We start from the raw sequence: 20,603 nt of genomic DNA, 5'->3' as shown, positions 1-20,603 counted from the left end.
GCGGGCTACTTCAGCACGCGCCAGGCACGCAATTCACCGCCACCCAGGTGAAACGCGATCACCTGGCGCATCATGCGCCGCAACGACGCGAGCCCGGCGCTATCGGGTGAGCGATCCTCGGCCAGCGCCAGCAGATCGCGGCCACGCACGGACCGCGCGTCGCCCGCGCGTCCGGGCACGGCCCCCGCCTCGGGATCGTAGAAATACGCCGCATCGGGGTCGAGCGGCTCGCCATCGGAAGCATCCACATCCAACTGCAACGCATAGCCCAGCGAGTCGAGCATGTCGCGCTCGAACCGGCGTAACGTCCACGCCAGCGGCTCTCTCGCGGCCATCCGCCGCAGCGTGAGTTCGTAGCGTTCGAAGAGGTCGGCGTTGGGGTCCTGGCGGCCCGTGAGGCGTACCACGAGTTCATTGAGATAGAGCCCCGCCAAGCCGGCGTCACCCACCAGCCGCATCGCCGCGCCGGAAGGCTCCGCACTCCGCAGCGTCGCCAGTTCACCCTTGAGCAGAAGATCGAGCTCGAGGCGCTGGAAGGGCTCGAGCTGCGCGCGCTGCAGTCGTGCGCGCTCCTTGCGTACCCCGCGCGCGACCACGCCGATGCGGCCGTGGTCGCGGGTGAGGCATTCCATCAGCAGCGAGGTTTCCCGGTAGGGTCTCGCGTGCAGGACGAACGCAGGCTGCTGCTCGACGCGCACGGCGTAGGCCCCGGTTATTCGTAACCGAAGCGCTTGAGCAGGTTCTCGTCGTCCGCCCAACCCTCGCGGACTTTCACCCAGAGCTTGAGGAACACCTTGCGCTCGAACAGGTTTTCCATCTGCTTGCGTGCGGACGTACCGATGGCCTTCAACTGCGCGCCGGCATTGCCGATGACGATGGCCTTCTGCCCGTCGCGCTCGACCCAGATCACCGCATGCACTTCCGCCACGCCGTCCGGACGATCCTCGAACCGTTCGATCTCGACGGTGGTGGCGTACGGCAGCTCCTGGTCCAGGCGCAGCATCAACTGCTCGCGAACCATTTCGGCGGCCAGAAAACGGTCGCTGCGGTCGGTGATTTCGTCCTCGGCGTAGATCGCCGGCTGCTCGGGCAAGCGCCTGAGAATGCCCTTCTCGATACCGTCCAGGCCCTTCGCTTTCAGCGCGCTCACGTAGTAGACGTCGTCGAACGGATGCTTCTGCATGAGATCGGCGACGAAGGGCAGCATGGCCGTCTTGTCCTTTTGCAGGTCGACCTTGTTGATCGCCAGCAATTTCGGCATGTCCTTCTGCTCCGCCAGCGCGGCGTACATGGCCATGTCTTCGTCCGTCCAGCGCCCCGCCTCGATCACCTGCACAGCGAGGTCGACCTCGGTGATCGCCGCACGCGCGGCGCGATTCAGGCTGCGGTTCATCGCGCGCTTGCCGCCACGGTGCAGGCCGGGCGTGTCGACGTAGAGGATCTGCCCCTGCGGCTTGGTCGAGATGCCGAGGATGCGGTGGCGCGTGGTCTGCGGGCGGTGGCTGACGATGCTGAGGCGCACGCCGATAAGGGCGTTGAGCAAGGTGGACTTGCCCACGTTGGGGCGGCCGACCAGGGCCACGTAGCCGCAGCGGAAGTCGTCGTCGACGACGGTGTCGTTCTCGGGGATGTCAAAGTCGTTCATAGGTGTCTTTTACTGTACGCCGGTAAGGCGGCGAAGCACGGCTTCGGCAGCATCCTGTTCGGCGGCGCGCCGGCTGCCGCCGCGCCCCTCGACACGGATCGGCTCAGGCTCGTCGATGGAACAGCTTACGTCGAAGGTCTTGGCGTGGTCTTCGCCGTAGCTGTCGATAAGTTCGTAGGTGGGCAACGGCAAGCCCCTGCCCTGCAGCCATTCCTGCAGGCGGGTCTTGGCGTCCTTGCTGGAACGCTTGATCTCGGCCACCCGCGGGGCGAACAGCCGGCGCACGAGCTGGCGGCAGGCATCGTAGCCGTCGTCCAGGTAGACCGCGGCGACCAACGCCTCGAAGGCGTCGGCCAGGATGGAGTCACGGCGGAAACCGCCGCTCTTCAGTTCACCCGGCCCCAGGCGCAGTTTGTCGCCCAGCTCCAGTTCGCGGGCGATGACGGCCAGCGCCTGCCCGTTGACGAGCTGCGCGCGCAGACGCGACAGCTCGCCCTCGCTGGCGTTGGGATGGGCCTCGAACAGCAGTTCCGCCACGGTGGCACCCAGAAGGGCGTCGCCGAGGAATTCCAGGCGTTCGTTGTTCGGCTTGCCGACGCTGCGGTGGGTCAGCGCCAGGGTGGCCAGATCGGGATTACGGAAGGAATGAGGGAACTGCACGATCGCTCGTTACATGGGCGCATTCCTCAACTGCACCGAATTGTCGAAATGCAGGAGGAAGTCGATGTTGTAGAGGAAATGGATCTGCTTTTCGTAGCTGACGTTGAGCCTTGCACCATTGTTGGCGCGATCCAGCGTGATGTCCTTGGGCTGGATCGTGGCGTCGTCCACATACTGGAAGCCCATCTTGAACATCAGGTCGCGGCGGATGCCGTCGAGGTCCTGGTTGCTGCCGCTCGTCGCGATCTGGCTCATGGCCTTTTTCACGCCGAAGAACTCGATGTACGCGGGCACCAGCTTCATGCCCATGAAGGCGAAGAAGCCGAGCACCAGCAGCACGATGAGAAAGCCGATGAGGGTAATGCCCGATTGCCTGGATTTCATGCTTGTGTCCCGCCGCCGTGGCGGCTCCCCTGTTCAAGACGTGGAATGCGCGCGGGGCGCGATATGCGCCCCGCAGCGGAGATTACCTTGTCCGGCGGTATCCGCAACGCCCCGCGGCGTGACGGACGCCTCCGTTCGCTCAATGGATGACCTTGCCCATCTTGGAGAAATCGAGCCAGCCATTGCTGGGGCCGCGCCAGGCCAGCCAGACGAAGAAGGCCTTGCCGACGAGATTCTGCTCGGGCATGCAGCCCCACCAGCGGCTGTCGGTGCTGTTCATGCGGTTGTCGCCCATGACGATGTAGCAGCCCTTGGGCACCTCGGACGGCACCACCGCGTTGGGAATATCCATCGGCATGTTGTACGCGGGGGTAAGCGCGATCGTGTGGTTGATGCTGCCCAGGTGCTCGGTATAGAGCTTGGAGCCGTAGGTCATCAGCAGGCGATCTTCGGGGCGGGTCATGCTGCCCTTGAACGGCCCGATTTCATCGGCGCCGACGCGCTCGCCGTTGATGAAGAGTTCGCTACCGCGCGTTTCGATGCGATCGCCGGGCAAGCCGATCACGCGCTTGATCCAGTTCTCGCTGGGCACAGCGGCGTGCGGATCCTGGCAGGTGATATCGCCGCTGCGGACGGTCTGGCCGTTTTCATCGCGGCAGAGGAACCCCGGAAAACGAAAGACCACCACGTCGCCACGCCGCGGCTCGCCATTGGCGACCAGCTTGTTGTTGAAGGCCGGCATGCGCAGGCCATAGGCAAACTTGTTGACCAGGATGAAGTCGCCGACGTCCAGCGTGGGCATCATCGAACCGGAGGGAATACGGAACGGCTCGGCGACGAACGAGCGCAGGATCAGCACCACCAGAATCACAGGGAACAGCGACCGCGACCAGTCGACCGGCCAGGATTCGGGCTGCTCCTCGCCAGTGGCCTCCGCACGCGCCCGGCGTGCCTTCGCGAGAAACAGGCGATCGAACAGCCAGATCACTCCGAAGAGAACCGTCAGGCCAAGAAGAATCGCCGAAAAATCGAATGCCGCCATGCCAACTCCGTCAGTCGTGTCGAGGGGCCGCGAGGCCCATTCCGGCGCATCCCGCGCCGGTTATCCATAGGTGAAACGTCATGCTGCCCGAAAGGGCTTATTTGTCGACCTTCAGCACTGCAAGGAAGGCTTCCTGCGGGATTTCCACGCTACCCACCTGCTTCATGCGCTTCTTGCCTTCCTTCTGTTTCTCCAGAAGCTTCTTCTTGCGCGACACGTCACCGCCGTAGCACTTCGCCAGAACGTTCTTGCGCAGCGCTTTCACGGTGGAACGCGCGATGACCGCGGCGCCGATCGCCGCCTGGATCGCCACATCGAACTGCTGGCGCGGGATCAGATCCTTCATGCGCTCCACCAGCTCGCGTCCGCGGCGATCGGCGTGCGAGCGATGCACGATCAGGCTCAGTGCGTCGACGCGATCGCCGTTGATGAGAATGTCCACGCGCACGAACGGACCCGCGTCGAAACGGTCGAGGTGGTAATCCATCGACGCGTAACCGCGCGACACGGACTTCAGCCGGTCGAAGAAGTCGAGCACGACCTCGGCCAGCGGCAGTTCGTAGGTGACCTGCACCTGGGTGGCGAGGTACTGGATGGAACGCTGCACGCCACGCTTCTCTTCGCACAGCTTGATCACGTTGCCGACGTAGTCGGCGGGCGTGAGAATGTTGGCGACGATGATCGGCTCGCGGATCTCGGCAATCTGCTGCGGCGGAGGCAGCTTCGCCGGGTTGTCCATCTGCAGCACGCTACCGTCGGTCTTCGCGACCTCGTAGACGACCGTCGGCGCCGTGGTGATGAGGTCGAGATCGTATTCGCGCTCGAGACGCTCCTGGACGATTTCCATGTGCAGCATGCCGAGGAAGCCGCAGCGGAAGCCGAAGCCCATGGCCTCGGAACTCTCCGGCTCGAAGAACATGGCCGCATCGTTGAGACGCAACTTGTCCAGGGCCTCGCGCAGCGCCGGGTAATCGTCGGCGGACACGGGAAAGAGACCCGCGAACACGCGCGGCTGCATCGTCTGGAAGCCGGGCAACGGCTCTTCTGCGGGCTTGCCGGCATGGGTGAGCGTATCGCCGACCGGCGCGCCGTGCACGTCCTTGATCGAGGCGTTGATCCAGCCGACCTCGCCCGCCGCGAGACGATCGAGCTTCTTGCGTTTGGGCGTGAACACGCCCACGTCGTCCACCAGATGCGTACGGCCGGTGGACATCACCAGGATCTTGTCGCCCGGGCGGATCTCGCCCTGCATGACGCGCACCAGCGAGACCACGCCGAGGTAGTTGTCGAACCAGGAATCGATGATGAGCGCCTGAAGCTTGTCGGTGTTACCCGGCTTCGGTGGCGGGATGCGATGAATGATCGCTTCCAGCACCTCGATCACGTTCTGACCGGTCTTCGCGCTGACGGGAATGGCGTCGCTGGCGTCGAGGCCAATCACAGCCTCGATTTCGGCCTTGGCCTTTTCGATGTCCGCCGTCGGCAGGTCGATCTTGTTGAGGACGGGAATGACCTCGAGCCCCTGCTCGATCGCGGTATAGCAGTTGGCGACCGACTGCGCTTCCACACCCTGCGCCGCATCCACGACCAGCAGCGCACCCTCGCACGCCGATAGCGAACGGCTGACCTCATAGGAGAAGTCGACATGGCCGGGCGTATCGATGAAATTCAACTGGTAGGTCTTGCCGTCGCGCGCCTTGTACGGCAGCGACACGGACTGAGCCTTGATGGTGATGCCGCGCTCGCGCTCGATCGGGTTGTTGTCGAGGACCTGCGCTTCCATTTCGCGCTCGGTCAGGCCGCCACACAATTGGATGATGCGATCGGCCAGGGTCGACTTACCGTGGTCGATGTGGGCAATGATGGAGAAGTTGCGGATGAGTTCCATGGAGCGCCGTGGTCACGTTCACCATCGCTCGCGGCGCGAACGACGCGCGCCGACCTGGGGGCCGGCGCGAATCCCGTAGTATCGCATGGAAGGCCGGCCGCCGCCGAACGACGGCCGGTTTTGCGCTCAGCGCTCACTGGGTACGGTGACCCCAACGAAGCGGGTGGAATCGTCGCGGCGGACCAGCAGCATCGCGGTATCGCCGGGCTTGATCCCCTTCACGGCATCGCGGAAGGCAGCGGCGTTGCCGATCCGCTTCTGGTTGACCATGAGGATCACGTCGCCCGATTGCAGGCCGGCGCTGGCGGCAGCGCGGCCGGTGATCCGGCTGACGACCACGCCTTCGCCCGGCTTGAGGCCAAGCTCAGTACGCGCGGACGCGTCGATGTCCTGCACCGACATGCCGAGGGCGGCCGCAGACCCACCGCCGGCACCATCGCTGTCTCCGCTGGCCGAGGCCAGGGCGTCCTTGTCGCGCGGCAGTTCGCCGACCTTGACGTCGACGACCTGCTTCTTGTGATCGCGGAGGATCTCGACCTTGGCCATGGAACCGGGCTTGGTCAGACCGACCAGGGGCGGCAGGTCGGGCGACTGCGTGATCGGTGTGCCGTTGAACGACAGGATGACGTCGCCCTGCTTGATGCCGGCCTTGTCGGCACCGCTGCCCGGGGTGACCTGGGCGACGAGGGCGCCGTTGGCGTCGGGCAGATCGAGGTTCTTGACGAACTGATCCACCGGCTGGACGGTCACGCCGAGCATGCCGCGGGAAACGTAACCCTTTTCCTTGATCTGCTGCACGACGTTCATCGCGACATCGATCGGAATCGAGAACGACAGGCCCTGGTAGCCACCCGAGGTGGAGTAGATCTGCGAGTTCACGCCGATCACCTGCCCTTGCAGGTTGAACAGCGGACCGCCGGAGTTGCCGCGATTGATCGGCACGTCGGTCTGGATGAACGAGGTATAGGGCTGGTCGCCACTACCGAGGTTGCGGCCGACGGCGCTGATGATGCCGTGCGTGACCGTGGCATCCAGACCGAACGGCGAGCCGATGGCCAGAGCCCATTGGCCGCGCTTGACCGAGCGCGAATCGCCGATGGAGACCGTGGGCAGCGAGGAGCCATCGACCTTGAGCAAGGCGATGTCGTACTGGGGATCCTTACCGACGACCTTCGCAGTGAACGTGCGACGGTCCTGCAGGCGGACCTTTACCTCGTCGGCGTCGTCGACCACGTGATCGTTGGTCAGGATGTAGCCATCACTGGAAATGATGAAGCCCGAACCGAGCGAGGTCTGCTCGCGTGGTTGCATCGGCATGCCCGGCATACCGAAGAAACGGCGCAGCAGCTCTTCCTGCTGGTCGTCGGGCATGCCGCCCGGGCCGCCCCGCGCCTTGCGCGCGACACCCGTCGTCTTCGCCTCCACGTGGACGACGGCGGGCGCGTTCTTTTCTACGACGCCCGTGAAATCAGGCAGCGATTGCGCCTTGGCGCCAGCACCTGCCAGAACCAGCGCTCCGCCGAGGAGCGCGCGTGCATGCCACAAAGCCATCGATTTCCTCCTTTAACCTGACCATGGCTGCCCGTGCGGAGTGACCGCGCGGGTTGTTACGAATGGGAAAGGGGCGCGCCGGGAATCTCGGCGCGCGGCATACGCCGCGGCTCAGCGAGCCTGCGGCGCAGCGACCGGCTGGACATAACGGCTTCCGTCAGGACGGATCAGCAGCATGTAGCCATTGCCCTCCGAAGCCGAAGCGGCCCGGGCATGGTGAAGCTGGTACGGCGTAGAGCGCGGCAGATAAGCGGCGGCAGCGCCTTCATCACTCGAGCTGTCGAACGCTGCCTTCTGGGTGAACTGCGACGCCATGTTGCCGCTGAGCCACTGCGGCACAGCAGGAGCGGCAACCGGCGCAGGCGAGGCGTCGGCGACCTCCGCGTCCCCGCTCAACGGTGCGCTGCGAGCAACATCCGGCGCCGAGACACGGTTCCCCGCGGGCTGCGTCAACATGAGCGCGGCTACCGCGACACTGGCGGCGATGGCGCCACCGGCGGACCACTGCAACCAGCGACGACGGGGCTGCGCGACTCCCGCGGGCTGAGCGAACTCGGCCGAATCAGCGTCAATGGCGGCCATCACACGGCTGGCGAAGTCACCCGAGGCCAAGGGCGTAGCCTGACGGCGCAAGCCGTCGCGCCCCACGTGAAAACGCGCCCACGTGTCGGCAAGAACCGGATCGGCCTCAAGCCGTCGCAGCAGGAAGCGGACCTCCTCCCGTGACAGCTCACCGTCCATGCCGGCGGAGAGAATTTCGCGATTGGCTTCACTCATGAGGTGTGGTCCTCGCGGTCGGACAACAGCGGCCGCAGTTTCTGATCGATGGCTTCGCGAGCCCTGAAGATACGTGAACGGACAGTGCCAATAGGACAGTCCATGATGGAAGCGATGTCCTCGTAGCTTTTGCCCTCCACCTCGCGCAGGGTAATGGCTACCCGAAGTTCCTCGGGCAGGGCTTGGACAGTGGAAAAGACCGTTTGTTCCACCTGTTCGCGCATCATTTCGCGCTCCGGGGTGGCGCTTTCGTGCATGCGCGTGGCGCCGGGGACGTACACGGCATCTTCGATATCGATGTCGCCGGTGGGCGGGCGACGCCCCATGGCAACCAGATGATTCTTCGCGGTATTGACCGCAATCTTGTACAGCCAGGTATAGAAAGCGCTCTCGCCGCGGAACGAGCCCAGCGCGCGCCAGGCGCGCACGAAGGCCTCCTGAGCGATGTCCTCGCACTCGGTCCAGTCATGTACGTAGCGTGAGATAAGAGCAATGACCTTGTGCTGGTACTTGCGGACAAGCAGGTCGAACGCGCGTCGGTCTCCTTGCTGCACACGTTCAACAAGTGCTTGATCCAGTTCGTTTTCGCCCATCCGGGCCGTCTCCTTAAAGCGTTCGGGGCCAGTCGCGGGCGCAGATGAGACAAGCCGACGTGGCGCAAGTTCATTGGCGCCATGCCGATTTCACCTCGGTGAAAATATGCGGGGCGGGCCGGCGAACTCAAGCAGGCCCGGCCGGGCAGTGCCGACGGATCAGGCCGGCACGGCCCTGCCCTCGTTGACCAGGCGCTCGCGCTCGGCGAGCAGCTTGTCGAAGGCGGGGGTCGGCAATGGGCGGCAGAACAGGTAGCCCTGCAGCTCGTCGCAGCCGTTCAGGCGAAGGAACTGGAGGTGCTGCTCGATTTCCACGCCCTCGGCCACCACCCCGCGCTTCAGGTGATGAGCCATCTCGATGGTGGCGCGAACGATGGCTTCGTCATCGGGGTCCACACCGATGTTGCGCACGAAACTCTGGTCGATCTTGATTCGGTCGGCCGGCAGGCGGCGCAGGTAATCCAGCGACGCCGCGCCCGTACCGAAATCGTCGATCGCAATCCGGCAGCCCATGGCATGCAGCGCATCGAGGGTTTCCACCAGGTGCGGCACCGTCTTCACGCTGATGCTTTCGGTGACCTCCAGCTCCAACTGGTGCGGATCGAGACCCGTGTCCCGCAGGACGGTGGCTACCACCGAGGCGAGATTGGACTGCATCAACTGGACGGCGGAAAGATTGACACCCAGCCGCAGCCCCAGGCCGTAGCGTGATTCCCATGCCTTGGCCTGAGCGCAGGCCGTCCGCAGCACCCACTCGCCGATGGGCACGATCAAGCCGCTCGCTTCGGCCAATGGAATGAAGAAGGCCGGGCTGATCATGCCGAGCTCGGGATGCTCCCAGCGAACCAGCGCCTCCATGCCGACGATGTCCTCGCTGGATGCTTCGACCTGCGGCTGGTAGAAGACACGCAGTTCGTCGTTGCGCACCGCGTGACGCAGGCGTGCCTTCAGTTCGGTCTGCTGTTGCTGGGTGGCGTCCACGTTATTCGCGTAGACCTGATAGTTGTTGCGACCGAGACTCTTGGCTCCGTACATCGCTTCGTCGGCGTGGCGCAGAAGCAGCTCGCCTTCCACGGCATCATCGGGGAAGTACGAGATGCCTACGGAGACCGTGGCCTGCAGTTCGGAGCCATCATCCAGCGAGAGCGGCACCTCCATCGCCTGCACGACCTTTTCGGCGATGCGCAGCACGTCGTCGCGCTGGATGATGTGGCGCAGGATCATGGTGAATTCGTCGCCCGCGTAGCGCGCGATGGTGTCGGAGGCGCGCACGCTGGCACGCAACCGCTTCGCCACCGAGACCAGTACCTTGTCGCCTACCGCGTGGCCGAGGGTCTCGTTGATGCTCTTGAATCGATCGAGATCCACCAGCAGCGTGGCGAAGCATTCGCCGGTGCGCTCGGCCTCGCGGATAGTGGTATCGAGCCGATCGTTGAAGAGCAGCCGATTGGGCAAGCCCGTCAGCGTGTCGATCAGGCCGCGCACCCGCCCTTGCTCGCGCGCACGGCGCAGTTCCAGTGCGCTGGCGAAACGCGCAGTGGCCGCTCGCAGCGCCAGGCCGAGCATACGCGCGTCGCTGCCATGCCGCCTGCGGCCGGCCAGCAGCGCGCCGAGCACGTTACGGCGTTCGTCCAGCAGCGGCAGCAGTACGTACGAGCGCAGTCCGAGCGCCTCGATCAACGGGTCGCCCATGGGCAGGTCGGACGTGGCATCGAGGGACAACAGCGATTCGCCACCGAGGCATATCTTCAGCAGCGGCAGGTCGCTGGCGTCCGGCCATTCGACCTGGCCGGGTGCATTCCAGATGCGTGCCACCACCTCAGGGCCCAGTTCGCTCTCCGGCAGTGCGGACCAGACGGCGACCACGTCGAGATCCAGCACGTCGGCGATCATGGCCGCCGCTTCGCCGATGCCTTCGTCGTCGCTCTGGCAGCCCTCCAGCGAGGCGAGCAACGCGAGCGCCCGCTGTGCCGAGTCTGCCGAGCGCAAATCGCGGAAAGCGACCGCGATGCGGTGCTGGCCGCGGTCGACGACGTGGCGGACGTCCGCCTCGCCGACGATCTCCCCTCCGTCGCGGCGGCGCAGCATACAGGCCAGGCCGTCACCGTCGGGCACCGGCCAGGTCGCCCCGTCGGCAAGCACGATCAGCTCCTGAAGTAGCCGGCCCTGCACCGGCCCTTCGCCGGCACACAGCCGCTCCATCGCCGCACCGCTTTCGACGATGCAGCCGTCGGGCGTGGATGCCACGACCCAGGCCGCTCCGGCATCGAAGGCGAAGCGCCAGTCCGGTTGCGCCGGGCCGCTGACCGACGGCGGCGCCGGGGCGTCGAGCGCCGCACGCACGCGCTGGGCCAGTTCGGTGGGAATCGCGCTCTCGCGAAGCCAATCAATGGCACCCTCGGGCGCCACGCCCGGCGCGTCGTCCACGATATGGACGAGCGGCAGCGACGCGTAGGCAGGAAAACCGCGCAGAATCCGTAGCCCGCGGGTCACCTCGGGATTGCCGTCGGCGCCGACCACGACCACGTGCAACGGCGGCGCATCCGCCAGCAGCGTTTCAAGCTGTGCTGAATCGCGGGCGCTCAGCAACACGAAGCCGCCATCGAGGTCGAGGGCATCGAACACGGCACGACGCACATCGCGGCGCGGCGTGAAGATCAGTACACCAAGGGGTTCGGTCATGCGGTACGTACTCACACGACCCAGCGACCGTCACGCAGACGCGGCGCCGCGGAGCGCGCCTGCCAGTCGGCGTCGACGAGGACCACGTCATTTTCGAACGTGGCGAGGAGGCTGGGGCTGGCGCCGATGAGCACGACACGCCGGACGTGACCGGTCTGTGCGCGCGAAAGTTGCCGTAAAAGTGCACCGTCGGTCGCACTGGGCGCACCGGGCGGCATGTCCAGGAGGTACACGCCGAAGTGCAGGCTCTGCAGGATGTAACGCAGGGCGTCGCCAAGTCGGAGGCATCCGGGTACCCGCATCTGCGCATCACGCAGGCTCACCAGCCCTTCCGCATGGCGCCACAGGTACACCGCCTGGCCTGTGCGCCGGGCCACCAGACGAAACTGTTCGAGCAGCAGCGTCGTGTCGCCAGCCTTCAGCGCAACCAGCGGCCCCGAGGCCGAAAGGATGCGGTCGAAGACATCGGTTCCTGCGTTGGCATCCATGAGGGGTCGTACGGCTTGAGTGGCGCGAAGTATCCGCCGAAGACGGGTGCCGCGCCAGCCGTGTACGGGGGAGCGTGGCAACACGCCATACGGTCGGGTATCTCGCATTCGGCCAAGGGGAAAGGTATGGTGGTGCGCTCATTCGCCACCGTACGACCGCCATGTTCGAAGGACTCCGATTCAAGCACTGGAAGACCAGCGAGGGCGACGACGGCATCGTCGTCCTGACCCTCGACCGTGAGGGGGCGAGCGCCAACGCGCTGTCGCGCGAGGTGCTCGACGAACTGGACACGCTCGTGGAGCGTCTCGCCATCGAGAATCCCCGCGGCGTCGTCATCCATTCGGGCAAGCCCATGGGCTTCGCCGTGGGCGCGGATATCCGCGAATTCGTGGAATACGCGCAGACCGGCAGCGTGCTCGAGAACATCGAGAACGGCCAACGCGTATTCGAGAACCTCGCCCGCCTGCCCTGCCCGACCGTCGCTGCGATCCATGGTGCCTGCCTGGGCGGCGGCGCCGAACTCGCGCTGGCCTGCCGTCTGCGCATTGCGGCGGACGACGACACGACGAAGATCGGCTTGCCGGAAGTCATGCTCGGCATTCATCCCGGCTGGGGTGGCAGTGCCCGGTTGCCGCGCCTGATCGGCGCGCCGGATGCGCTGTCTGCCATGTTGACCGGCAAGCCGTTCAACGCACGCCGCGCCAAGGCCGTCGGTTTGGTCGACCGCCTCGCCCGACCCGACGAGCTGCTGGCCGAGGCACGCGAACTGGCTCGCCGTCCGGCCGCCCGCCCCTTCGCGCAGCGCGCCAAGGGCTGGGCCACGAACACCCTGCTTGCTCGCGCGATTCTCGCGCCGATGGTGCGCAAGCAGACGGCGGCCAAGGTTCGCAAGGAACACTACCCCGCGCCATTCGCCCTGATCGACACCTGGTCGCGCGGTGGCGGCAGCATCCAGCAGCGGCTCAAGGTGGAGGCGAAGTCGGTGGCGAAGCTCGCCACGACGCCGACCGCCCGCAACCTCATTCGGATCTTCTTCCTGCAGGAACGTCTGAAGGGTCTCGGCGGCGGCACGGATCACGGCATCTCGCACGTGCACGTGGTGGGCGCCGGCACGATGGGCGGCGACATCGCCGCGTGGTCCGCACTCAAGGGATTCCAGGTCACGCTGCAGGATCGTGAGGCCCGTTTCGTGGAGCCGGCGATCAAGCGCGCGCGCACGCTGTTCGAGAAGAAATTGAAGGCACCCGCCAAGGTCGAGGCCGCCGTGGCACGGCTGCGTGCGGACGTCGAAGGCAAGGGCGTCGCGGACGCCGATCTCGCTATCGAGGCCATCTTCGAGAACCCCGAAGCCAAGCATGCGCTCTACGCCGCTATCGAGCCGCAGTTCCAGGCCGACGAAATCCTCGCCAGCAATACGTCTTCCATTCCACTGGACGAGTTGCGCCAGGGTCTCAAGGCGCCGCAGCGCTTCCTCGGTCTGCACTTCTTCAATCCCGTGGCGCAGATGCCGCTCGTGGAAGTGGTCCGTCACGATGCTCTCGATCCTGCGATCGAGAAGCGCGCCCTCGCCTTCTGCAAGGCCATCGGTAAACTGCCGGTGCCGGTGAAGGGCACGCCCGGCTTCCTGGTCAACCGCATTCTCATGCCTTACCTCATGGAAGCGATGCGCCTCTACAACGAGGGCGTGCCGGGACCGGTACTCGATCGCGAAGCGAAGAAGTTCGGCATGCCCATGGGCCCGATCGAACTGGCGGACACCGTCGGTCTCGACGTCTGCGCCTCGGTAGGCAAGGAACTGGCACCGTTCCTTGGGCTCGAAGTTCCGCAAGGGCTCGAAGAAAAGCTCGCCGCGAACAAGCGCGGCAAGAAGGACGGTGAAGGCCTGTACGTGTGGAAGGACGGCAAACCGGACAAGCCGGAAGTCGATCCCGACTACGTGCCGCCGGCCGACATCCAGGACCGCATGATCCTGCCGATGGTCAACGAAGCGGTCGCCTGCCTCGCCGAACATGTGGTGGACGACGCCGACCTGCTTGATGCAGGCGTGATCTTCGGCACGGGCTTCGCTCCGTTCCGCGGTGGTCCGATCCAGTACGTGCGCAGCGAGGGCGTGGCCGCGGTCCGCGAGCGCCTGGCGAAGCTCGAAAAAGCGCACGGTGTGCGCTTTGCGAAGAAGGAAGGCTGGGACAATCCGGAACTTGCAGCGCCGGCTGCCTGACCTTACTCGCCGCTATGGCGGCGAGTAGCCAACGAGGCAAAGGTGGGAGCCAGCCTGGTGGCGAAAAGCCAACGAAGCGGTGTAGCGGCGAGGCAAGCTCCCATCGCCAGCAGGCTGGCTCCCACCGGCAAGTGGTCCTCACCGGCAAGTGGTCCCAGTCGGCAAGTGGTCCCAACCGGCAAGTAGCCCCCCAACCGTAACTTCCCCTCGCCGCCTTGGCGGCTCCTACAGGAGATTCGCTTCGTTGTGGGAGCCGCTATAGCGGCGAGCGGTAACGCCTCACCACATCAGGTCGTCGGGAACGCCATCGTCGGATTCGTTCACGGCGTTCGGATCGACCATCAGTGCGATGAATTCGGGCGCCAAGTCACGCAGTTCATCGATGACCGCCTTCTCCACCACCAGATAGCGACCGCCCTGCTGCACGACGCCGAGCTCACCGGCGTTCAATGCCACAAGCTGCTTCGCGTCGACGTACACCCGGCGAATCTTCTCCCCGTACGGGAAATGCCGAACCTGATCGGCGTCCGGAAGATTCAGCGCCTTGCCTTTCAGCAGTTCCTCGACCTTGCGCTTCTTTTCCTTGCGCAGGCGCGCCTGCTCTGCGGCTGCGGCCTCGGCTTCGCGCCGCTCGTTGGCTTCCTTCTGGGCACGAATCGCATAGGCCTTGGCGAGATCGATCTCGCCGTCCTTGCGCGGCGGGCGCGGCGTACCATTTGATGGCTTGCCGCCCTGGGGCGGCCTCTGGCCCGGCCTGCCGCCTTGCTGCGGGCGGCCGCCCTGCTTGGGGCGGTTGCCGGCATAGGGCTGCCCACTCGTCGAGGCGTTGCCGCCCTGACGCTGGGGTGGCGTGGACTTCCGTTTCTCCTCGTGAATTTCCTTCACGAGGCCACTCTTCAACAACTGGTCGCGCAGGGACTCTGCCATGATCGGTAAGGCTCGTTCGTTTACTTCAATAGTGCGGCGGTGGCGGCTCGTTCGCGGCATCGCTGCCGAGACCCGCACGCATGTTCACGAGGTCCGAGCGCAAGTCGCGCACGGCTCGCTCAAGCAGATCCAACCGGCGTGCGATTTCCACGTCGGCGGACGAGAGCCCGTTGACCGTATCGTCGATGAAGGCGAGGCGCACCTCCAGCTCCGTGATGCGATCGTCTAACTCAGCCATGCTCGCGACCCGCTAGGCTGCGACCGCGGCCGATGCCGTAGTACGCAAGCCCTGCTTCCTCCACGATGGCGGGATCGTAGAGGTTGCGTCCGTCTACGATCACTGGCGTGCGCAGCAAGGACTTCACGCGCTGGAAATCTGGGCTGCGGAAAGCCTTCCACTCCGTGACGATGGCCAGCGCGTCCGCACCTTCGAGAGCGTCATAGGGATGCGCGACGAGGACGAGATCGTCGCGCTCGCCGTAGATGCGTCGTGCCTCATCGGAGGCCTCGGGATCGAACGCACGGACCTGGGCACCGGCATCCCACAACTGTTCCATGAGCCGGCGGCTGGAGGCTTCGCGCATGTCGTCGGTATTGGGCTTGAACGCCAACCCCCAGACGGCCACGGTGCGCCCCTTCAGGTTGCCGTCGAAGTGCTTGGAAAGTAGCGCGAACAAGCGCGACTTCTGCCCATCGTTGACCGCTTCCACCGCACCGAGCAAACGTGCGTCGTAGCCCACCGAATGTGCCGTGCGCGCCAGCGCCTGCACGTCCTTCGGGAAACACGAGCCACCATAGCCCGCACCGGGATAAATGAAGTGATAGCCGATGCGCGGATCGGCACCGATGCCCCGGCGCACGAGTTCCACGTCGGCACCGACGTGTTCGGCGATGTTCGCGATCTCGTTCATGAAGCTGATCTTGGTCGCGAGCATGGCGTTGGCTGCGTACTTGGTCAGCTCCGCCGAACGCTCGTCCATCACGACCATGCGGTCGTGATTGCGATTGAACGGTGCATAGAGCTTGCGCAGGCGCTCGATGGCGCGCTCGCTGGACGAGCCGACCACGATGCGGTCCGGACGCATGCAGTCCTCGACCGCATCGCCCTCCTTCAGGAATTCGGGATTCGATACGACGTCGAACGGCACGTCCACGCCACGCTGTTTCAGGCGCTCCGCCACGGCGGCACGCACGCGATCAGCCGTACCCACGGGTACCGTCGACTTGTTCACGACGATCGTGTAGCGGTCGATGTGATCGCCGATGGTGTTCGCCACGGCCAGCACGTATTGCAGGTCGGCGCTGCCGTCTTCGTCGGGAGGCGTACCCACCGCGATGAACACGACATCGCCATGGGCGATCGCGGGCGCGGCGTCCGTGGTGAAATCGAGACGCCCTTCCGCGTGGTTGCGGATGACCATCGGTTCGAGCCCCGGTTCGTAGATGGGTACGTCGCCCTTCTTCAACCGCTCGACCTTGCCCGCATCCACGTCGACGCAAACCACGTGGTTGCCCATCTCGGCCAGGCAGGTACCCGTAACGAGCCCCACGTAGCCGGTTCCAAAGATCGTGACTTTCATGCAGCTCCCGAAGCGCTCGGCGGATGCGCGTAACACGCGATTGTAGACCGGCGGGCCTGGGGAGCAAACACGCCGCGTCGATTCGACGGGACGCTGACACGGCCCAACATCCCACCAGCGGTGGGAGCCAGCCTGCTGGCGATGGGTACTCGCGCAGACATGGCCGTTGCCGCGGGATCGCCGCCAGGGCGGCTCCCACAAAGCCGAAAGGAAAACAAAAAGGGCGCGGATCGCTCCGCGCCCTTTCGGTATTGCTTGCGAGGGTGGCTTACTTGCCGCCGCCCTGCGGTGCGCCCGGGCCCTGGCCCGCCGGCGTCGGACCGGTCTTCAGCAGTTCGACGTCGAAGATGATCGTCGCGTTCGGCGGGAAGCCGTTTTCCGGCTTGGCGCCGTAAGCGATGTTCGACGGAATGAACAGCTTGTACTTGCCGCCCGTCTGCATCAGCTGCAGGCCCTCACGGAAACCCGGGATCACCGCAGCGAGCGGGATCTGGGCCGGGCCGGCCGGCTGGTGATCGGCCGAGGAGTCGAACTTCTCGCCGTTCACGAAGGTGCCGGTGTAGTTGATGGTGACCGTGTCGTTCGGACCCGGACGCTGGCCGGTACCGGCCTGGACGACCTGGTACTGCAGGCCCGACGAGGTGACCTTCACGCCCGGAGCGGACTTGTTCTTGGCCAGGAACGCATCGCCTTCCTGCTTGTTCTGCGCGGCGACCTTGTTGTACTCAGCCTCGGCCTTGACCTTGAGCTGGGCAACAAACGCTTCGCGAACCGACTTGGCCTCGGCTTCCGTCATGGTCGGCTTCTGGCCCGAGAGCGCAGCCTGCAGCGCCTTGGCGACCGTAGCGGCATCCACTTCCTTCGCGACGAGCGGCGGAAGCGAGCTTGCGAGATCCCAACCCACGACATAGCTGGCCTTCTGCTTATCGACCGGTGCCGCGGAGGCAGCCGGCTTGGCGGCCTGGGCGGATGCGCCCGCGGCCGTACCCAGCGCAACCGCCAGGGCGACGGCCGTCATCGTGGGACGCAAAAAGTGCTTCATTCGATACTCCCTCTATAGGAAAGATTCGGCGACGCCGCCGGTACACCTCCTTGTGGAGGCGGAAACGCCATTGTGCGGTGGTTCGCGTCCTGCTTGCAATGACGGGGCGAGAGACAGGGTTTCACACGAAAAGTTCAGAAACCTTTCCGAGAAATGATGAATCGGTCACTCCCCGGCATCGTGCCCCGGCTTTTCGAGGGTATCGCGGATGGCGGCCTGGAGCCGGGCATGGACCTGGACCAGCACTCGCCAGAGTAGCCAGACCAGCCCGATGCCGATCAGCACGAGCACCAGGGCCACCTCCCGGGGCGGCAGGATGGTCGAGGCGAGCGCCGCCACAAGCAGGCCCAGGATGAGCATGGCCGCCAACGGAATCAGCCGCCCCAGGACCGAGCGGATACGAAAGGTACGGGCGCCGAACCGGTCCGGAATCGACAGTTCGGCCAGCAGCATGCCCAGTGCCCCGGCCTTGCGATAGGCCGCCACGACCATCGGCAGCGACAGCAACGCCGCGAGCGACCAGGCGAGGCTGCGACGCACGGTCGGCTGGTCGGTGAAAAGATCCAGATGCAGGAATCCGCGCCGGTAGGCGAAGGCCACGATGATGAAGACCGCGACCACCAGCGCCATGTTGATGACTACGTGCCAGACGAGCCGGCGGATCATCTTCATGACGATGGCGCCCTGCCCTTGCAGCCCGAGGTTGCCCATCCATTCGGTGTAGGCACCGAACACGCTGATGAAGCGGTTGGGCAAGACGCGGCCGAGCAATCGGGCCAGCGGATCGGAGGAACGGATCAGATACGGTGTGAGGAAGGTGGTGATCGCCGACACCGCCACAGCCACCGGATAGAGGAATCCACTGGTCACTTTGAGCGTGAGTCCGAGCGACGCAATGACGAACGAGAATTCGCCGATCTGCGCCAGGCCCATACCCACGCGCAACGACGTCCGTCCGTCGTTGCCGGCGACGAAACTGCCGAAACTGCAGGTAATGACCTTACCGACCACCACCGCGATCGTTACCACGGTGATCGGCCACGCGTATTCGAGCAGCAGCTGCGGATCGATGAGCATGCCGATGGCGACGAAGAACACGGCGCTGAACATGTCGCGCACCGGCATGATGATGCGCTCGATGCGCGCCACGCTTTCAGCCTCCGCGACGATCGCGCCGATCATGAAAGCACCCAGCGCCACGCTGTAGCCCATCTCGGTCACGAGCAGGCAGAAACCGAAGCAGATGCCGAGTACCGCTACCAGCAACACGTCGTTGCGGCTGACCCGGGCGATGTAGTCGACCACGCGCGGCACCAGCAGCAGACCCACGACCAGCGATACCGCCATGAACAGACCGAGACGCCCGATCGTCGCAAGAGCCTGGCTCGCTTCCACACCGCCCGTACCCGCGATACCGGTCAGCAGCGCCATCAACACGATCGCCAGCAGATCCTCCACGACGAGGATGCCGAACATGAGCTGCGCGAAGCGCTCCCGCTTGAGGCCAAGATCCTCGAGCGCCTTCATGATGATCGTGGTGGACGAAATGGAAAGCATCGCGCCCAGGAACAGCGAGTCCATGGCGGACCAGCCAAAGAAGCGGCCAATCTCGTAGCCGATCCACACCATCAGCACGATTTCCGCGAATGCGGCCACCAGCGCAGCACCGCCGACCGCGCGCAGCTTCTTCAGACTGAATTCGAGACCCAGCGCAAACAGCAGCAGGATCATGCCCAGTTCGGAGAGCGTGCGAATCGTCTCCTCGTCGTGGATGAAGATCACCGGCAGCGTGTGCGGGCCGATCAACACGCCGGCAATGATGTAGCCGAGCACGACCGGCTGCCTGAGGCGCTGGAAAAGCACCGTGGTGAGTCCGGCCACCAGCATCACGGTGGCCAGGTCCTGGATGAAAACGATGCCGTGCATGCCTGCCCCTGTGGATATGGACGGACAGGTTAACCCGTGCGTCGCCATGCGCACGCGTTCGACATGCAAACCACGACGCGTGCCGACTCGTACAAGTGCGTGCCACGCCTCGGCATTCTCGAAATGTCGAAAAAAAATTTACAAAAAGTGTAATGAACGCTTGACGGAATCACGGTGCGGACGTAATCTTTGCGGCTTCCAGCAGGGGGCCATAGCTCAGCTGGGAGAGCGCCTGCATGGCATGCAGGAGGTCGCCGGTTCGATCCCGGCTGGCTCCACCAACTTCTAGTACGTCCCCATCGTCTAGAGGCCTAGGACATCACCCTTTCACGGTGGCGACCGGGGTTCGAATCCCCGTGGGGACGCCACTTTCCGGTCCGCCGGAGAGTGTAAAGGACTAAGGAAGTTGGTAGTTGTTGGAAGTTGGAAACGTAGTGTGGAGCGGTAGTTCAGTCGGTTAGAATGCTGGCCTGTCACGCCGGAGGTCGCGGGTTCGAGTCCCGTCCGCTCCGCCATTACTTCCAAAGAAAGAATCCGCCATTGGGCGGATTTTTTTTGCCTGAAATTCCGTAAACCACGCTCCGTGGAAGCTTGCCGGTGGGAGCCAGCCTGCTGGCGATAAGCCAACGAAGCGGTGTGTCAGTGAGGTAAATTCCGATCGCCAGCAGGCTGGCTCCCACCGGCAGCTTCCATCGCCACCAGGGTGGCCCCTACCTGTGCTTTTGGCATTTACCCATCTACCCGCTCCAGCGTCCCGATCGAATGCCCCTGCTCCGCCAGATATTCGAGCCAACGGCTCAGAAACCCGTTCATGCGCAGGCGATGCTGCAGCACCGTGTCCGCAGGCGGGAACGGCCCCAGCACCTGCCAGAGCTTGCGGCCGGGATGGCAATGCATGGCCTCGGCGACGTGTGCATCCGTATACATGCGTAGCTGCGCCGAGGGTGATGGTTGCCCGGTGGCCTCGTCGAGGAAGTCGTAGGTGAGTTCGAGTTCGAGCGTGTACGGGTGTTTTTCCTGCACGTCGAGCATCACCTTGAGGCCATCGTCCACATCCGAGACGTAGCGGCCCGGCGCCAGCCGCTGCGGCGCGAACAGCCGTGCCAGCCGGTGGTAGTTTTCCGCGTACAGACCCATCAGGAACTCGAAACGTCCCGGGATCAGCGCAGTTGGGCGGTCGATGACGGCGGTCATGGGTA

18 protein-coding genes and 3 tRNA genes are annotated in these 20,603 nt (G+C 64.8%); 4 read left to right on the top strand and 17 right to left on the bottom strand.

What is annotated here, in order from left to right:
- Nucleotides 1-5: 5 nt before the first annotated feature.
- From recO to IM816_RS07375, 11 genes are all read right to left on the bottom strand, one after another.
- Complete coding sequence (gene recO / locus IM816_RS07425) at nucleotides 6-698, bottom strand: DNA repair protein RecO (RefSeq protein ID WP_250340382.1); 693 nt, start codon at nucleotides 696-698, stop codon at nucleotides 6-8.
- A gap of 14 nt (nucleotides 699-712) precedes the next feature.
- Nucleotides 713-1,645, bottom strand: coding sequence for a GTPase Era (gene era / locus IM816_RS07420; RefSeq protein WP_250340381.1), 933 nt, complete (start codon nucleotides 1,643-1,645; stop codon nucleotides 713-715).
- A gap of 9 nt (nucleotides 1,646-1,654) precedes the next feature.
- Entirely contained in the window at nucleotides 1,655-2,308 is a 654-nt protein-coding gene (gene rnc, locus IM816_RS07415; protein WP_425602634.1) for a ribonuclease III, read from the bottom strand.
- A 6-nt stretch (nucleotides 2,309-2,314) separates the two neighbouring features.
- Entirely contained in the window at nucleotides 2,315-2,689 is a 375-nt protein-coding gene (locus IM816_RS07410; protein ID WP_072320691.1) for a DUF4845 domain-containing protein, read from the bottom strand.
- Between the two features lie 139 nt (nucleotides 2,690-2,828).
- A complete protein-coding gene (gene lepB / locus IM816_RS07405; protein WP_072320690.1) occupies nucleotides 2,829-3,731 on the bottom strand; it encodes a signal peptidase I in 903 nt (300 codons plus the stop codon).
- A gap of 97 nt (nucleotides 3,732-3,828) precedes the next feature.
- Complete coding sequence (gene lepA, locus IM816_RS07400) at nucleotides 3,829-5,619, bottom strand: translation elongation factor 4 (RefSeq protein WP_250340380.1); 1,791 nt, start codon at nucleotides 5,617-5,619, stop codon at nucleotides 3,829-3,831.
- Between the two features lie 126 nt (nucleotides 5,620-5,745).
- Nucleotides 5,746-7,170: a DegQ family serine endoprotease gene (locus tag IM816_RS07395; protein ID WP_345779964.1), complete on the bottom strand. Its 1,425-nt coding sequence runs from the start codon at nucleotides 7,168-7,170 to the stop codon at nucleotides 5,746-5,748.
- A 111-nt stretch (nucleotides 7,171-7,281) separates the two neighbouring features.
- The gene (locus tag IM816_RS07390; RefSeq protein ID WP_250340379.1) at nucleotides 7,282-7,947 is read right to left on the bottom strand and encodes a sigma-E factor negative regulatory protein; all 666 of its coding nucleotides are present in this window, start codon (nucleotides 7,945-7,947) and stop codon (nucleotides 7,282-7,284) included.
- The gene (gene rpoE, locus IM816_RS07385) at nucleotides 7,944-8,540 is read right to left on the bottom strand and encodes an RNA polymerase sigma factor RpoE (RefSeq protein WP_072320687.1); all 597 of its coding nucleotides are present in this window, start codon (nucleotides 8,538-8,540) and stop codon (nucleotides 7,944-7,946) included. Before rpoE ends, IM816_RS07390 begins: the two co-directional genes overlap by 4 nt.
- 159 nt (nucleotides 8,541-8,699) lie before the next feature.
- Nucleotides 8,700-11,222: a putative bifunctional diguanylate cyclase/phosphodiesterase gene (locus IM816_RS07380; protein WP_250340378.1), complete on the bottom strand. Its 2,523-nt coding sequence runs from the start codon at nucleotides 11,220-11,222 to the stop codon at nucleotides 8,700-8,702.
- Between the two features lie 11 nt (nucleotides 11,223-11,233).
- Nucleotides 11,234-11,710: a hypothetical protein gene (locus IM816_RS07375; protein WP_072320685.1), complete on the bottom strand. Its 477-nt coding sequence runs from the start codon at nucleotides 11,708-11,710 to the stop codon at nucleotides 11,234-11,236.
- A 161-nt stretch (nucleotides 11,711-11,871) separates the two neighbouring features.
- Between IM816_RS07375 and IM816_RS07370 the strand changes: the two genes are divergently transcribed.
- A complete protein-coding gene (locus IM816_RS07370; protein ID WP_250340377.1) occupies nucleotides 11,872-13,929 on the top strand; it encodes a 3-hydroxyacyl-CoA dehydrogenase NAD-binding domain-containing protein in 2,058 nt (685 codons plus the stop codon).
- A gap of 279 nt (nucleotides 13,930-14,208) precedes the next feature.
- On the opposite strand, the gene IM816_RS07365 is transcribed toward IM816_RS07370, so the two are convergent.
- From IM816_RS07365 to IM816_RS07345, 5 genes are all read right to left on the bottom strand, one after another.
- On the bottom strand, nucleotides 14,209-14,856 hold the full coding sequence (locus IM816_RS07365) for a DUF2058 family protein (protein ID WP_250340376.1): 648 nt from the start codon (nucleotides 14,854-14,856) through the stop codon (nucleotides 14,209-14,211).
- A gap of 25 nt (nucleotides 14,857-14,881) precedes the next feature.
- On the bottom strand, nucleotides 14,882-15,094 hold the full coding sequence (locus tag IM816_RS07360; RefSeq protein ID WP_250340375.1) for a SlyX family protein: 213 nt from the start codon (nucleotides 15,092-15,094) through the stop codon (nucleotides 14,882-14,884).
- Nucleotides 15,087-16,436, bottom strand: coding sequence for a UDP-glucose dehydrogenase family protein (locus IM816_RS07355; RefSeq protein WP_250340374.1), 1,350 nt, complete (start codon nucleotides 16,434-16,436; stop codon nucleotides 15,087-15,089). The genes IM816_RS07360 and IM816_RS07355 overlap by 8 nt, the downstream gene beginning before the upstream one ends.
- Before the next feature lie 268 nt (nucleotides 16,437-16,704).
- Complete coding sequence (locus tag IM816_RS07350) at nucleotides 16,705-17,478, bottom strand: FKBP-type peptidyl-prolyl cis-trans isomerase (protein WP_072320680.1); 774 nt, start codon at nucleotides 17,476-17,478, stop codon at nucleotides 16,705-16,707.
- Nucleotides 17,479-17,643: 165 nt separating this feature from the next.
- Nucleotides 17,644-19,404 carry a cation:proton antiporter gene (locus tag IM816_RS07345; RefSeq protein ID WP_250340373.1) on the bottom strand — a complete coding sequence of 587 codons (1,761 nt, stop codon included), beginning with the start codon at nucleotides 19,402-19,404 and terminating at the stop codon, nucleotides 17,644-17,646.
- A 205-nt stretch (nucleotides 19,405-19,609) separates the two neighbouring features.
- Between IM816_RS07345 and IM816_RS07340 the strand changes: the two genes are divergently transcribed.
- From IM816_RS07340 to IM816_RS07330, 3 genes are all read left to right on the top strand, one after another.
- A tRNA-Ala gene (locus IM816_RS07340) sits at nucleotides 19,610-19,685 on the top strand.
- A gap of 11 nt (nucleotides 19,686-19,696) precedes the next feature.
- A tRNA-Glu gene (locus IM816_RS07335) sits at nucleotides 19,697-19,772 on the top strand.
- Between the two features lie 70 nt (nucleotides 19,773-19,842).
- Nucleotides 19,843-19,919, top strand: a tRNA-Asp gene (locus tag IM816_RS07330).
- A gap of 214 nt (nucleotides 19,920-20,133) precedes the next feature.
- On the opposite strand, the gene IM816_RS07325 is transcribed toward IM816_RS07330, so the two are convergent.
- Nucleotides 20,134-20,598, bottom strand: a complete 465-nt coding sequence (locus tag IM816_RS07325; protein WP_072320678.1) for a DUF1249 domain-containing protein — start codon at nucleotides 20,596-20,598, stop codon at nucleotides 20,134-20,136.
- Nucleotides 20,599-20,603: the final 5 nt, after the last annotated feature.

This window comes from Luteibacter flocculans, assembly GCF_023612255.1.
In the GTDB taxonomy this organism is placed as follows: Bacteria; Pseudomonadota; Gammaproteobacteria; order Xanthomonadales; family Rhodanobacteraceae; genus Luteibacter; species Luteibacter flocculans.
This window is presented reverse-complemented; position numbering and strand designations above follow the sequence as displayed.